The sequence below is a fragment of the Terribacillus aidingensis genome (assembly GCF_900215625.1).
In the GTDB taxonomy this organism is placed as follows: Bacteria; Bacillota; Bacilli; order Bacillales; family Amphibacillaceae; genus Terribacillus; species Terribacillus aidingensis.
In genome coordinates this window covers 330,113-343,651 of record NZ_OBEK01000003.1, presented here as the reverse complement: position 1 = coordinate 343,651, position 13,539 = coordinate 330,113, and the positions used below count along the sequence as shown (strand labels likewise).

Sequence of the window (13,539 nt, the reverse complement as noted above, 5' to 3'; positions counted from 1 at the left end):
GAAAATTAAATAATTTCTTATCAAGAGAGACGGAGGGAATTGGCCCTGTGATGTCTCAGCAACCAGTCGAAGAGACCCGGTGCTAAATCCAAAAGGTATCTGCCTTAAAGATAAGAAGCTGATTCGGTTATTACTGAACCTTCTTCCTTTTTGGGAGAAGGTTCTTTTTTTGATTAGAAGGGTGAGAAGCAGGATGAAAAACAACTTGGAAACAGCGTTCGTACAATTAGGAAATCGCAGTGACATTACAACAGGAGCAGTAAATCCGCCTTTGTATTTATCAACAGCTTATGCACATCCGGGAATTGGCGAATCAACGGGTTATGACTATACACGTACAAAGAATCCAACTAGAACGGTACTTGAAGAAGGGTTTGCTGAGCTGGAGAAAGGTGATCGCGCCTTTGCATGCAGTTCGGGGATGGCAGCCATTCAATTGGTCTTATCTTTGTTTCGCAGCGGCGATGAACTTCTTGTACCAGAAGACATATACGGCGGCACATACCGGCTGTTTGATTTCTATGAAGAAGCATACGACATAAAGCCGATTTATTCTCCATTTCGGACGGTGGAAGAGACAGCAGCTGCTATTACAGCAAATACAAAAGCCATTTTCCTTGAAACACCTACAAATCCGCTTATGCAGGAATTTTCAATCGCGGCTTACAGCGAATTAGCGAAGAACCATAACCTGCTGCTGGTTGTCGACAATACATTTTTAACGCCTTATTTGCAGCAGCCAATCGCAGACGGGGCTGACATTGTCATTCATAGTGCAACCAAGTACATTGGCGGTCATAATGATGTGCTCGCAGGATTGGTTGTCAGCAAAGGAACAGAAATATCCGATCGATTGGCGGTACTCCATAATGGTGCAGGTGCCGTACTGTCTCCGCTTGATGCCTGGCTGCTCATTCGAGGTTTGAAGACACTGCCGCTAAGAATGCGGCAGCATCAATCCAATGCAGCACGCATCGCTGCTTATCTCGAAGAAGAACCAAAAGTGAAGGATGTGCTGTACGCAGGAAAAGGCGGGATGCTTTCCTTCCGTGTCCAGAACGGCAGCTGGATTGATCCGTTTCTCCGCAGCTTAAACGTGATTACATTTGCGGAAAGTCTGGGCGGGGTGGAAAGCTTTATTACTTACCCGACCACACAGACGCATGCAGACATACCTGTTGATGAAAGGGAAGCCAGAGGTATTTGTGATCGGCTGCTCCGTTTCTCAGTCGGAATTGAAGATGCAGAAGATTTGATTGCTGATTTGCAGCAGGCTTTTGCTAATTTGGATTAGGAGGTCATCTTATGTATAAACAGCAAACAGAAACAACGTGTATACGCGGAACACATAGAGAACAGCGCACTGGCGCGGTGAATGTGCCAATCTATTTATCTTCTACTTTTCATCAGGAAAGCTTTGATGATTTCGGTCCTTTTGATTACAGCCGCTCTGGTAATCCGACTCGGGAAGCATTGGAACAAAAAGCAGCAGAGCTGGAAGGCGGCACGCGCGCTTTGGCATTTTCATCCGGCATGGCCGCTATATCTTCGGCATTCATGCTGCTGTCAGCAGGGGATCATGTCATTGTGACAGAGGATGTGTATGGCGGCACATACCGGTTTGTAAGTGAAATTCTGCCAAAGTTCCAGATTAGTTACTCTTTCGTTGATTTGACCGATCTGACTGCTGTAAGAGAAGCCATCCGTCCAAATACGAAAGTAATCTACTTAGAGACGCCTTCAAATCCTTGCTTGAAAGTGACAGATATCCGTGCCATCGTGCAGCTGGCCAGACAGCATGACTGTTTAACCTTTTTGGACAATACATTTTTGACGCCGCTGTATCAGCAGCCCTTATCACTTGGTGTAGACGTGGTGATTCATAGCGCCACAAAGTTTCTGTCTGGTCACAGTGACATCATTGCCGGTCTGACAATCACAAAAGATGAGGAACTTGGCTCCCGATTGGCGTTTATTCAAAACACTTTTGGAGCGATACTCGGTGCCCAGGACAGCTATTTACTGCTGCAAGGGATAAAAACGCTAGGAGCGAGGTTGCATCAAGCATCAAATACAGCTGAGCGGGTTGCAGGTTTCCTGCTTGAGCAACCGCTTGTAGAAACTGTGTATTACCCTGGCTTGCCCAACCATCAGGGACATGACATACATACCGGGCAAGCCTGTGGAGATGGTGCCGTATTATCTTTTGTTCTGCCGAGCAGAGAGCATGCAAAGGTATTTGTGGAACAGCTGCAAGTTCCTATCTTTGCTGTAAGTCTTGGGGCAGTAGAATCGATTCTATCGTATCCAGCTTCCATGTCACATGCTGCGATGCCGGAAGCAGAGCGGAAGAAACGAGGCATTACAGACGGACTGCTTCGTTTGTCCGTCGGATTGGAGCATGCAGAGGATCTTCTGGAAGACCTGCAGCAAGCCTTAGCCGCTGCAGCACAAGTAACAGAAACAATAAAACCATAATGGGAGAGATGAACATGACAACAACAACAAAAACAGCACCATTCAGAGCCGATCACGTAGGAAGCTTACTGCGCCCGGAAAGCCTGCACAAAGCGAGACAGCAGTTTAAAGACGGCGATATCAGCCAGAAAGAACTTCGCGATATTGAAACAACAGAAATTAAGCGTATTGTTGATAAACAGATAGAAGTAGGTTTGGAGCTTGTGACAGACGGGGAATTCCGCAGAAGATTCTGGCACACTGACTTCCTGGAAAATTTGAATGGTATTACTGGATATGTTCCGGACACAGGCTATCTATTCAAAGGCGAAGAAACAGAACGCTACAATATTAAAAACACAGGAAAAGTCTCCTTTAATCCAGATCATCCATTTATAGAAGATTACAAGATTTTTCATGAAATTGTAGACGGACGTGCCGTTGCAAAGCAGACAATTCCAAGTCCGAACCAGCTCTTCCATGAAGATATTCGTGATCACAGTGTGTATCCAGATATCGAGGATTTTGCTGCGGATGTAATTCAAGCTTATCGTGACGCAATTCAAGCATTCTATGATGCTGGTGTCCGTTATTTACAGCTGGATGACGTATATATCGCGGGATTATCTTCACCTGATTTAAAACTAAGTGGTGATCATTCACGAGAATTTTTAATTGATCTAGCACGCCGTGTTATCAATGGTGTGCTGGAAGGCAAACCAGAAGATTTGGCAGTGACAACACATCTGTGCCGCGGAAACTATCGTTCTACTTACATGTTTGGCGGAAGCTATGATCTTATTGCCAAAGACTTGCTCGCTAAAGAAAAAGTAGATGGATTCTTCTTGGAGTATGATGATGAGCGCTCTGGCTCCTTTGAACCGCTTGTTTACATTCCAGAAGGAGGAGCAAGAGTTGTGATAGGCGTCGTAACATCAAAATTTGGTGAATTGGAAGATAAAGAATATATCATTAAACGTATTGAAGAGGCAGCAAAATACGTACCGCTCGATCAAATTTGTCTGAGTCCGCAATGCGGTTTTGCTTCCACGCATCATGGCAACAAACTAACAGAAGAGCAGCAGTGGGATAAGCTGCGCTTTATTGTGGATGTTGCGAATATTGTTTGGGAAGACAAGTAAGGAAGAAAAGACCGTCAATTTTAATTGACGGTCTTTTCATGCATAAGGTCATAGATTGTGCGCAGGAAGCCGTGCCAGTACAGGTATAATTAACGTTCACATTCTTATAAAGATTTCCATGGAAGAAAAGATACAATTATCCTAGTATAATAGTCGGGTTTTGAGAAAGCGGTTGCGAATCGCGCTTAACGGGAGCTAAAATGAGAATTGTTAAGATTATTTGAACTTTTTAAACTAAGAAGGTGACAATGTGCAGAATTGGGTTTTCTGGGACGACGGTGATCATTCGCCTGCCTTTAACATGGCAGCTGATGACATGCTGATGCAATGGCACCGAGAGGGACAGATCGCCCCGGTATTGCGTTTTTATGGATGGAAGCCTGGTGGTTTTTCAATTGGCTATTTTCAAAAGACGAAAAAGAGATTTGATTTGGAAGAAATCCAAAGGCGAGGATTTGAGTTGGTGCGCCGTCCGACTGGCGGACAGGCTGTCCTGCACCATAACGAACTGACGTATAGCATGATTGTTTCAGAAGATTACCCTGGCATGCCATCGACTATTAAAGAGGCATACAAGGTATTATCAGAAGGACTGCTGCTTGGTTTCGCAAATCTTGGTATCAAAGCGGAGTTTGCTATACCGGCTGATTCTAAGCCAAAAGGCACAGCGAATTGTTTCGAGGAAGCTTCTTGGTATGAAATCAATGTCGACGGACGAAAAACGGCCGGCAGTGCTCAGACACGGCAGAGAGGTGTCATCCTCCAGCATGGATCAATTCCCATTTGGCTTAATCTGGAGGATCTATTGGAATTATTTATCTATCCGAATGAACGAGTGAAGGAACGTACGTACAAAAGTTTCGCCAAAAAGGCAGCCAGTTTACAGGAATTTATTCCGCCCGAAACGACCCTTGAAGATATACGCGCTGCGTTCTTAGACGGTTTTCAAAAAGGGCTGGGTGTGACGTTTGAGAGACTGGAGCTGTCAGCAGATCAACTAGAAGCAATTGAACAGCTAGCGAAGGAAAAATACCAGAATCAAGAATTCTTATATGCACGTTAAGGAGGAACGGAAATGGTAAAAAAAACAATGGCAGAGCGGCGGGAAGGCATGCTCCGCAAACCGGAATGGCTGAAGATTGATTTCAATACAAACGAAGATTATATGGATCTAAAGAAAATGATGCGGGAAATGAACTTACATACAGTATGTGAAGAAGCAAAATGCCCGAATATTTATGAATGCTGGTCTGTACGGAAAACGGCGACATTTATGATTCTAGGTTCCATATGTACAAGAGGCTGCCGATTCTGTGCCGTTACATCTGGCAAACCGACAGAGCTTGATTGGGCCGAGCCAGAGCGAGTTGCTGATTCTGTTGCCAAGATGGGACTGCGTCATGCAGTCGTAACAGCTGTTGCGCGTGATGATCTGGAAGATGGAGGATCCGAAGTATTTGCAGAAACAGTACGGGCAATTCACCGTAAAATGCCAAATACAACAGTTGAAGTATTGCCATCTGATATGAAGGGGACATATGAAAGCATTAAAACATTGATGGATAGCAAGCCGGATATCTTTAACCATAATATTGAAACAGTGCGTCGACTTACGCCGTCCGTTCGTCACCGTGCCACATACGATCGTTCACTTGAATTGCTTGACCGCGTAAAAACGATTGCACCTGATGTGCCGACCAAATCCAGCATCATGCTTGGTTTGGGTGAAACAAAGGAAGAGATCATTCAAGCCATGGATGATTTGCGGGAACACCGTGTGGATATTATGACAATTGGTCAATACTTACAGCCATCTTTCAAGCACTTGAAAGTACAGAAATACTATCATCCAGATGAATTCGCGGAACTAAAGGAAATTGCGCTGCAAAAAGGCTTCAGTCATTGCGAAGCAGGCCCTATGGTCCGTTCCTCCTATCACGCAGATGAACAAGTGAATTCAGAAGCGAGACAGCGTCAGTTTGGCGGCTGTGCGCAATAAGATAAAGGAACATGCCTAGTCGGCATGTTCCTTTACTATTGGTACATACGCAATCCCTAAATACAGGGATGTTAGGTATTACAGAATAAATAATCAAGCTAACTAACAAACCAAATATTCCAATCAGAAGTGAGGAGGATTCGTTATGCAGTCGAACCGGGTTGCCATTCTTTTATTCATTTCTATTATTGCCATCTCTTTTGCGGCTATTTTCGTGAAGTGGTCTTATGCGCCCGCCACGATTCTCAGTATGAACCGTATGTACTTGGCCTGCCTTTTTCTTTTGCCCGTTGTATGGATGAATAGGAGAGAATTCAAGAAGATTGACGGAAAAGAAGCGGTGTTTTTCGTCTTGGCAGGTGCTTGTTTAGCGGCACATTTTGCACTTTGGTTCAGTTCTTTAAAGCTGACAACTGTGGCGAGCTCTACCATCATTCTTTCTCTTCAGCCGATTGTCGCAATGGCTGGGGGATTTCTTCTGTATAAAGAGAGAGCATCCAAAACAGTTGTCGTAACAATTTGTATTTCCATTATAGGTGTTGTGATGGTTGGGTGGGGAGACTTTGGTTTACAATCATCAACCGTTTTGATCGGAGATTTGTTATCTTTCTGCAGTGTTATAGCTGTCGTTGCGTATTTGTTAATCGGACAAAATAACGTAAAGAAAGTATCGCACTGGATCTACAGTTTTTGTGTCTTCTTATCAGCAGCTGTATGGCTGAATATCTATAATCTGGCAGCAGGAGTTCCAATTCGCGGTTATAACTTTGATGAATGGAAGATCTTCATCCTATTGGCTATTTTCCCGACAATAGCACATGTCATCTTCAATCTGCTATTAAACTATGTTAATACAACTGTTATCTCCATGAGTGTGCTAGGTGAGCCTGTAGGCGCCACGCTTCTTGCAGTTTGGCTGTTAGGTGAAAAACTGACTTGGCTTCAGCTTACAGGCGGGGCGATTGCTTTAATTGGTGTGCTGCTGTTTTTGATACGGCAGAATAGTGAGTATGATGTGATGAAAGACGAGACAGAGTCGAGGGCCGAATGAGTGACGTGAGGTGAATCAAATGAACATCTCACTTTTGCTGTAAGAGAAAATCCAAACGGTGCTGCTTAAATTACAGCGCCGTTTGGATTTTTATTAAAGATAACTTGATGGTTAAGTGTCTCGGAAAACCCAAGAGATTATGACTTTACAGCATGAACATAATGGATCGTTTCAAAAGCAGACAAATAGTCACTGCGATTCTCAAAAAAACGTTTGTGGATGCAAGCGGGTGATAAATACTCATAGATAAGTAAATTGGACTTCTCCAACATTTGCTCCAATTCATGGTAGGAAAAACAAGATCTCATTGGTTCCCCGCTCGCTGCAGCCATGTTCACCATATTTTTAACTCGATTGGAGTAACCTTTCTCACTAAAAAGGTTTTCGTCAGCATAATCAAAAATAATAGAGCTGCCTGCGGGTGCATAGGCAAATAAATGACTTATAAGATTACCGATCTCTTCTTTCGTCAAGTAATACGTAACGCCTAAGAGGCTAAAAAGTGTTTTCTCATATCTATTTATTCCTGTCTTTGCTAAGAGGGAACCTGAAGGCAACTGCGTGAAATCCATAGGAAAGAAATAAAGGTTAGGTGGCAGCTTTAAATGTACCTCAGTCAGCCGTCTTCTTTTAAATGCTTGTGTAGCAGGGTGGTCAATTTCAAAAATATCTAGTACTTTCTGTAATTCTGGATGTCGAAAACTAAACGTATCCAAGCCTGCTCCCAATATGACGTACTGCTTCACACCTAAATTTAATTCATGAAGGAGTATTTGTTCGCAATAAGCAGCTCGGGCCAATGGAGTAGGAGAAAGCTGAGTCTGTATAATCCATTTAAGAATTTCATCTTCATCATTCTTAAGTTTCTCCGCAATCTCTTTGTTGAAGAATTGAACGCCTTGTATCATGTTTGTTTTTATTGCCTTGTATTCACTAGGAGTTATCAATTCTTTAGCAATGAAATCATTAAAGATTTTCGGTTGATCGTATTGACTGTGGTATGCTCTGCTGAATGAAGCAACTAAGGAAGTAAAACTAGACTTCTCTTTTTTTAACATACTCTTCTCCTTTAAATAAAAAAATAAGACTCCCCTGGCCAGGAGAGTCTTATTATATACACAAGTTATTAATTTGTAAATTTTAGCATAAATAAGTTTTTTTGTCAATCGATTAGGTGTGGTGAAGCAATCATGAAGTGGTTAGACATAGTTTCTGCACTACTGAAGTATCGACTGCAAATAGCAAATTCGAGACGTAATGCTTTATTGGGTTATCAGTAATTCCAATTTATTATAACAATTCCCGCAGACGCCGTATGTCTTTCATTGGAGAAAGACCGAACCTTCGGCTGTATTCTCGGCTGAAATGCGATGGACTCTCATAACCTACCTGGAACGCAGCCTCAGCCGCTTCCAGGTTTTCTGTTAAGAGCAATCGGCGTGCCTCCTGCAGACGGAGTTGTTTCTGGTACTGGACGGGGCTCATGCCTGTAACTTCCTTGAAATGGCTATAAAATGATGATGAGCTCATTCTGGCTTCTCTCGCCAATTCGTCTACCTTTAGGGGCTGTACGAATTCTCGGTTCAGCATTCCAATTACCTTCGCAATTCGCTGCCCCTGACTCCCTGCAAGCGCAAAATGCTTCATGGAATCGTTGTAATCATGCTGCAGAACACGGTATATGATTTCTCGCTTAACACTGGTGCCAAGTACCGGTATATCCTGTGGGTTCTCCAGTAGCTTGATAAGCCGCAATACGGCTTCGATAAGCGAATTGTCTACCTGGTTGATGACTAGACCGCGACTTGGAGGGCGGTCTGGGAGGACTGGATTCGATGATTGAAGGACTTCTAAAACTAGGTCCATATCAAGCTGTAAATTTACACATAAATAAGGATTTTCCGATGAAGCCTTTACTACTTGCCCTGTGATTGGCAAGTGAACGGAGGCAGTCAAATAACTAGCTGAATCGTATGTATAGCTTTCATCCCCTAGCATCACCATTTTCGAGCCTTGGGCCACGACACATAGGGAAGGTTCATAAACAGAGTAAACAGGATCAGAAATCCGAGAAGCACGAACTAGCTGTAAGCCGGGTATTGATGTGTCATGTGTTCCATCCGCTGTTACGCTTCTTTGTATTAACTCTGCTAGTTCCTTAATTCTGTACATGAACAATTCCTCCGTATCTTCCATTTATTGTTTATTTTGCTCTTGTTCTTAATACTATAATTTCTTGGAGGATTAGGCAATAATCATGTAGCTTCCGAATACCCCTCTCTATCCGTAACAGTTCATAATGAAATTGTGGTCAGATACTTCTTACGAGGAAGGATGATTTAGTTTCTGTTACTGGCCTTTGACACACCTAATTCAATTTGGAGTAACATCCTCGATCATGTGAAAGGAGATAGTGAAATGAAAAAAGAACATAGGAATGCTCATCCTTATGTCGGCATGTGGGTAACGGCAGACGGTCATATTCGGCATGAGTTACTTCCGAACGGGCGATACGATGAAGCTCGCGGCAACCGCAAAAGCGCCTATCAAGGCAGTTATACGATGAAGGGCGATCATATCGAATATGTCGATGATACAGGTTTTACTGCTGATGGGGACTTTATCGACGGAGTACTATACCATGCTGGTATGGTGCTCAATCGGGAAGAACACAGGGAAGGGGACCAGAAATAATGTCATTACTTCGTGGGAAAGTGGTTGTGATTACAGGGGCAAGCAGCGGAATTGGTGAAACAGCAGCGCGGCTTCTTGCAAGTCAAGGAGCTCATCTTATAATTGGAGCAAGGCGAGTGGAGAGACTAGAGGCATTGGCTTCAGATATTCGGGCAGAAGGTGGTACTGTAGCAGTTCAACAGCTTGACGTGACAGATTTGGAACAGATGCAGGAGTTTCTTAAAGCAGCACAAAGCCGTTTCGGACGAGTGGACGCTGTTATTAACAATGCTGGCGTGATGCCGCTCTCTCCGCTGGAAGCTTTGAAGATTGAAGAATGGAACCGAATGATTGATGTCAATATTCGCGGAGTACTCCATGGCATTGCTGCAGGTCTTCCTATTATGAAAGAACAAGGATTTGGGCATTTCATAAACATTGCATCTATCGGTGCCTATGAGGTGAGTCCTACGGCTGCTGTTTATTGCGCGACTAAATATGCCGTACGCGCCATATCAGAGGGATTACGGCTAGAGACTGCGGGGCAAGGCATCCGCGTGACGCTCGTATCGCCAGGCGTAACGGAATCAGAACTTGCTGAGAGCATTACAGATAACGAGGCAAGGGAAGTTATGAAGGAATATCGGCGTATTGCACTGCCAGCAACGGCTATTGCCCGCGCTATCATGTATGCGCTTGAACAGCCAGATAATGTTGATGTGAGCGAAATGGTCATTAAACCGGTCATTTAAGAAAACGAAATAGGCAGGATAATAGTCAGCTTCATTTCCTTTTGATTTTGAAATTATAAAAGGTGATAGTATGCTAAGCAAGAACACCTTCTTTCTCACACTCTAGTGAAAGCAAAGTCCATAAAACAAAAAAGCAATAGTCAAAAGGGGTTTTCCCGTAAACTAAAAACACCTTTAAGCTTTTAAACGGATTGTGTTATCCGAAATAAAACTTTGAGGTGTTTTTCAATAGGGACAAGCTAATCCCAAAAAAAGCAATTGGAAGGACCAGGTTAATAGAAAGAACAGTACATAGCTGGCCTATAAATGCCATGTCACATTGTTATACTCATCTCTTGCGTGTTATACCCCATACCTATGTACAATGTACCTATCAAACTTTTCCGACAACGGAAAAAGAAGCAGGGGGAGTCAACATGGCGAAAACAGGTACAGATTTAGTCAAACGAGGAATGGCAGAAATGCAAAAGGGCGGCGTCATTATGGATGTCGTAAATGCTGAGCAAGCGAAAATTGCAGAGGAATCTGGTGCAGTAGCAGTTATGGCGCTGGAGCGTGTTCCTTCTGATATTCGTGCTGCTGGCGGTGTAGCGCGGATGGCGGATCCGACGATTGTAGAAGAAGTATTAAATGCAGTATCTATTCCCGTCATGGCAAAGGCACGTATCGGGCATATCGTAGAAGCGCGTGTATTGGAATCAATGGGTGTGGATTACATAGATGAAAGTGAAGTGCTCACACCGGCGGATGAACAATATCATTTGAACAAGCGTGATTTCACAGTACCATTCGTGTGCGGAAGCCGTGACCTTGGTGAAGCTGCACGCCGTATTGGAGAAGGTGCTGCCATGCTCCGGACAAAAGGAGAGCCGGGAACAGGCAATATTGTGGAAGCTGTTCGTCACATGCGTATGGTGCAGTCGCAAGTTCGCAAGCTGAATTCCATGGACTTGGATGAAGTGATGACATTTGCGAAAGAATTAGGAGCGCCTTACGAAGTATTGCTGCAGATTCGTGAAACTGGAAAACTTCCTGTTGTAAACTTTGCTGCTGGCGGCGTGGCCACTCCTGCTGATGCGGCTTTGATGATGCAGCTTGGAGCAGATGGTGTCTTTGTTGGATCTGGTATTTTCAAATCTGATAACCCATCGAAATTCGCTAAAGCAATCGTAGAAGCAACAACACATTACCAAGATTACAAGCTGATTGCTGAACTTTCCAAAGGACTTGGCACACCGATGAAAGGTATTGATATTGCTAGCTTATCTCCAGAAAACAGAATGCAGGAGCGCGGCTGGTAAGGGAAGGAGATCAAATCATGAAGATCGGTGTTTTAGCACTTCAAGGTGCGGTAGCAGAGCATGCGCGAACAGTAGAAGCTGTTGGTGCCAAAGCGGTTCTAGTGAAACGTGTGGAACAGCTAGCTGATTTGGATGGATTGATTTTGCCTGGCGGCGAAAGTACTGCGATACGCAGACTAATTGATCGGTACGATTTTTTGGAGCCTTTACGCGCCTTTGGAGAATCGGGTAAACCAATCTTCGGGACTTGTGCAGGTATGATTTTATTGGCAAAACGGATTCATAATCAGGAATCCAGCCATCTTGGTCTGATGGATGTGACGGTCGAGCGAAATGCTTTCGGACGACAGGTGGACAGCTTCGAAGCAGACCTTGCCATTAAAGATGTGGCGGAGGATTTTCCTGCAGTATTTATTCGGGCTCCTTATATTCTCGAGGCAGGAGACGGTGTCGAGATATTAAGCGAAGATACAGGACGCATTGTAGCGGCGAGAGATCGTCATTATTTAGCAACTGCCTTCCACCCGGAACTAACGGAAGATACAAGATTAATGGAATACTTTCTAAAAATGGCAGAAGACGCGGCTGGAAAAGCTGTGCATCGTTAAGAAGAAGATCTCTAGTGATCTTCTTTTTTTTTGTTTACACTGTGAATCGTATCTCTTGCAATATGTTATCCAGTGTATTATATTTTTCCTCGGCTAATCATTGAGCTATCAATTAATTATATATTGCAAGATTTGCAAGTTTTACTAGATGTACCTAATTTGCAGAGGAGACTTACCATGGAGAACTATCAAGAGCTTTTAAATAAACAGCGTACTTTCTTCAGAAGCGGAAGAACGAAGGATGTACAATTTCGGATGAAATCCTTACAAATGTTGAAAGAACTTATTCAGGCAAATGAACAAGCCATTCTGGATGCTGTAAAAGCAGATTTGAACAAGTCCGAGATGGAGGCAAAGCGCGCAGAGGTTGGTTTAGTAGTAAGTGAAATCAACTTCACGCTGGATAACTTAGAATCTTGGGCAGAAACAAAAGAGGTCCCAACAGCCGAATCTCATGCGGGCGCAAAAAGCTTTATCCAGCCGGAAGCTTACGGCAGTGCACTTGTCATTGCGCCATGGAATTACCCATTCCAGCTAGCTGTATCACCATTAGTAGGAGCGATTGCTGGCGGAAATACAGCGGTGTTAAAACCTTCGGAACTAACACCAAAAACATCAGCCGTTCTGTCTGGTCTTATTAATGACCATTTCCCGGAAGAATATCTGCATGTTGTAGAGGGAGAAGTGGAGACGAGTACGGCACTGTTAAAAGAAGACTTTGACTATATCTTTTTCACAGGCAGCACAGGTGTCGGCAAAATTGTAGCAGAAGCAGCAGCTAAGCATTTAACACCAGTAACACTTGAACTTGGCGGAAAGAGTCCGACGATTGTTCATGAAGATGCTAACTTGGATGAAGCGGCGCTCCGTATTGCGCGCGGTAAATTTGCTAATGCTGGTCAAACATGTGTTGCACCAGATTATCTATTAGTCCACAGCAATGTGAAAGATACGTTGTTAGCTAAATTGAAAGCTGCTATCACAAGCATGTACGGCGATAACATTGTAGAAAACCCTAACTTTGGACACATTGTCAGTGCAAGACATTTTAACCGTCTCGCAGGCTTCTTGGACAACGGAACATTGGTGACAGGCGGACAAAGTAATCGCGATCAACTAATCATTGAACCAACAATTTTGGATGCTATTTCTTGGGATGATCCGATTATGCAGGATGAAATTTTCGGACCAATTTTGCCAGTGATAGAATACAGCGATACATCTGATATCATCAACCGTATAGCAGAGCGCCCAAAACCACTTGCGCTTTACTTATTTACGGAAAATGAGGCTTTACAAGATGAAATTCTAGCTAACATTTCATTCGGCGGCGGAGCAATTAATGACACACTCAGCCATATGACATCCCATTACTTGCCATTCGGCGGAGTCGGAGCAAGCGGTATGGGAGCATATCACGGGAAAGCAAGCTTTGATACGTTTTCTCATTATAAAAGTATTTTAAAGCGCTCCAATAAGTGAGAAAATGTTAAAAAGTTGAGAGGAAATATATAAAGAATAGATTAATGATAGTCAGACATTTCCGTAGCTCGGAG

General features: G+C 43.6%; 13 protein-coding genes and 1 riboswitch. Of the genes, 11 read left to right on the top strand and 2 right to left on the bottom strand.

Annotated features, from left to right (window positions below; genetic code table 11):
• Nucleotides 1–14: 14 nt before the first annotated feature.
• A riboswitch (SAM riboswitch) is annotated at nt 15–117 on the top strand.
• A 76-nt stretch (nt 118–193) separates the two neighbouring features.
• The 6 genes from CRO17_RS12310 (at nt 194) to CRO17_RS12285 (ending at nt 6,649) form a co-directional block, all read left to right on the top strand.
• A complete protein-coding gene (locus CRO17_RS12310) occupies nt 194–1,294 on the top strand; it encodes a methionine biosynthesis PLP-dependent protein (protein ID WP_097042642.1) in 1,101 nt (366 codons plus the stop codon).
• A gap of 11 nt (nt 1,295–1,305) precedes the next feature.
• Entirely contained in the window at nt 1,306–2,478 is a 1,173-nt protein-coding gene (locus tag CRO17_RS12305; protein WP_097042640.1) for an aminotransferase class I/II-fold pyridoxal phosphate-dependent enzyme, read from the top strand.
• Nucleotides 2,479–2,492: 14 nt separating this feature from the next.
• A complete protein-coding gene (locus tag CRO17_RS12300) occupies nt 2,493–3,599 on the top strand; it encodes a 5-methyltetrahydropteroyltriglutamate--homocysteine S-methyltransferase (RefSeq protein WP_097042638.1) in 1,107 nt (368 codons plus the stop codon).
• Between the two features lie 301 nt (nt 3,600–3,900).
• Complete coding sequence (locus tag CRO17_RS12295; RefSeq protein ID WP_097042728.1) at nt 3,901–4,662, top strand: lipoate--protein ligase family protein; 762 nt, start codon at nt 3,901–3,903, stop codon at nt 4,660–4,662.
• Between the two features lie 12 nt (nt 4,663–4,674).
• Nucleotides 4,675–5,598 carry a lipoyl synthase gene (gene lipA, locus CRO17_RS12290; RefSeq protein WP_281253823.1) on the top strand — a complete coding sequence of 308 codons (924 nt, stop codon included), beginning with the start codon at nt 4,675–4,677 and terminating at the stop codon, nt 5,596–5,598.
• A gap of 145 nt (nt 5,599–5,743) precedes the next feature.
• Nucleotides 5,744–6,649: a DMT family transporter gene (locus tag CRO17_RS12285; RefSeq protein WP_097042636.1), complete on the top strand. Its 906-nt coding sequence runs from the start codon at nt 5,744–5,746 to the stop codon at nt 6,647–6,649.
• Between the two features lie 137 nt (nt 6,650–6,786).
• Here CRO17_RS12285 and CRO17_RS12280 read toward each other — a convergent pair whose 3' ends face one another.
• Both CRO17_RS12280 and CRO17_RS12275 read right to left on the bottom strand, forming a co-directional pair.
• Nucleotides 6,787–7,707: a class I SAM-dependent methyltransferase gene (locus CRO17_RS12280; RefSeq protein WP_097042635.1), complete on the bottom strand. Its 921-nt coding sequence runs from the start codon at nt 7,705–7,707 to the stop codon at nt 6,787–6,789.
• Between the two features lie 232 nt (nt 7,708–7,939).
• Nucleotides 7,940–8,821, bottom strand: coding sequence for an AraC family transcriptional regulator (locus CRO17_RS12275; RefSeq protein ID WP_097042633.1), 882 nt, complete (start codon nt 8,819–8,821; stop codon nt 7,940–7,942).
• Between the two features lie 246 nt (nt 8,822–9,067).
• Between CRO17_RS12275 and CRO17_RS12270 the strand changes: the two genes are divergently transcribed.
• The 5 genes from CRO17_RS12270 (at nt 9,068) to CRO17_RS12250 (ending at nt 13,465) form a co-directional block, all read left to right on the top strand.
• Nucleotides 9,068–9,343, top strand: coding sequence for an Atu4866 domain-containing protein (locus CRO17_RS12270; RefSeq protein ID WP_097042631.1), 276 nt, complete (start codon nt 9,068–9,070; stop codon nt 9,341–9,343).
• Complete coding sequence (locus CRO17_RS12265; RefSeq protein WP_097042629.1) at nt 9,343–10,074, top strand: SDR family oxidoreductase; 732 nt, start codon at nt 9,343–9,345, stop codon at nt 10,072–10,074. The genes CRO17_RS12270 and CRO17_RS12265 overlap by 1 nt, the downstream gene beginning before the upstream one ends.
• Before the next feature lie 416 nt (nt 10,075–10,490).
• Entirely contained in the window at nt 10,491–11,375 is an 885-nt protein-coding gene (gene pdxS, locus CRO17_RS12260; RefSeq protein WP_097042627.1) for a pyridoxal 5'-phosphate synthase lyase subunit PdxS, read from the top strand.
• Nucleotides 11,376–11,392: 17 nt separating this feature from the next.
• Entirely contained in the window at nt 11,393–11,983 is a 591-nt protein-coding gene (gene pdxT, locus CRO17_RS12255; RefSeq protein WP_281253822.1) for a pyridoxal 5'-phosphate synthase glutaminase subunit PdxT, read from the top strand.
• A gap of 177 nt (nt 11,984–12,160) precedes the next feature.
• Entirely contained in the window at nt 12,161–13,465 is a 1,305-nt protein-coding gene (locus CRO17_RS12250) for an aldehyde dehydrogenase (protein WP_097042624.1), read from the top strand.
• Nucleotides 13,466–13,539 lie beyond the last annotated feature (74 nt).

Excerpts from the sequence above, each read along its gene's own strand:
- CRO17_RS12310 (WP_097042642.1), top strand. The coding sequence starts at position 194 with ATGAAAAACAACTTGGAAACAGCGTTCGTACAATTAGGAAATCGCAGT.
- CRO17_RS12305 (WP_097042640.1), top strand. The coding sequence starts at position 1,306 with ATGTATAAACAGCAAACAGAAACAACGTGTATACGCGGAACACATAGA.
- CRO17_RS12300 (WP_097042638.1), top strand. The coding sequence starts at position 2,493 with ATGACAACAACAACAAAAACAGCACCATTCAGAGCCGATCACGTAGGA.
- CRO17_RS12295 (WP_097042728.1), top strand. The coding sequence starts at position 3,901 with ATGGCAGCTGATGACATGCTGATGCAATGGCACCGAGAGGGACAGATC.
- lipA (WP_281253823.1), top strand. The coding sequence starts at position 4,675 with ATGGTAAAAAAAACAATGGCAGAGCGGCGGGAAGGCATGCTCCGCAAA.
- CRO17_RS12285 (WP_097042636.1), top strand. The coding sequence starts at position 5,744 with ATGCAGTCGAACCGGGTTGCCATTCTTTTATTCATTTCTATTATTGCC.
- CRO17_RS12280 (WP_097042635.1), bottom strand. The coding sequence starts at position 7,707 with ATGTTAAAAAAAGAGAAGTCTAGTTTTACTTCCTTAGTTGCTTCATTC.
- CRO17_RS12275 (WP_097042633.1), bottom strand. The coding sequence starts at position 8,821 with ATGTACAGAATTAAGGAACTAGCAGAGTTAATACAAAGAAGCGTAACA.
- CRO17_RS12270 (WP_097042631.1), top strand. The coding sequence starts at position 9,068 with ATGAAAAAAGAACATAGGAATGCTCATCCTTATGTCGGCATGTGGGTA.
- CRO17_RS12265 (WP_097042629.1), top strand. The coding sequence starts at position 9,343 with ATGTCATTACTTCGTGGGAAAGTGGTTGTGATTACAGGGGCAAGCAGC.
- pdxS (WP_097042627.1), top strand. The coding sequence starts at position 10,491 with ATGGCGAAAACAGGTACAGATTTAGTCAAACGAGGAATGGCAGAAATG.
- pdxT (WP_281253822.1), top strand. The coding sequence starts at position 11,393 with ATGAAGATCGGTGTTTTAGCACTTCAAGGTGCGGTAGCAGAGCATGCG.
- CRO17_RS12250 (WP_097042624.1), top strand. The coding sequence starts at position 12,161 with ATGGAGAACTATCAAGAGCTTTTAAATAAACAGCGTACTTTCTTCAGA.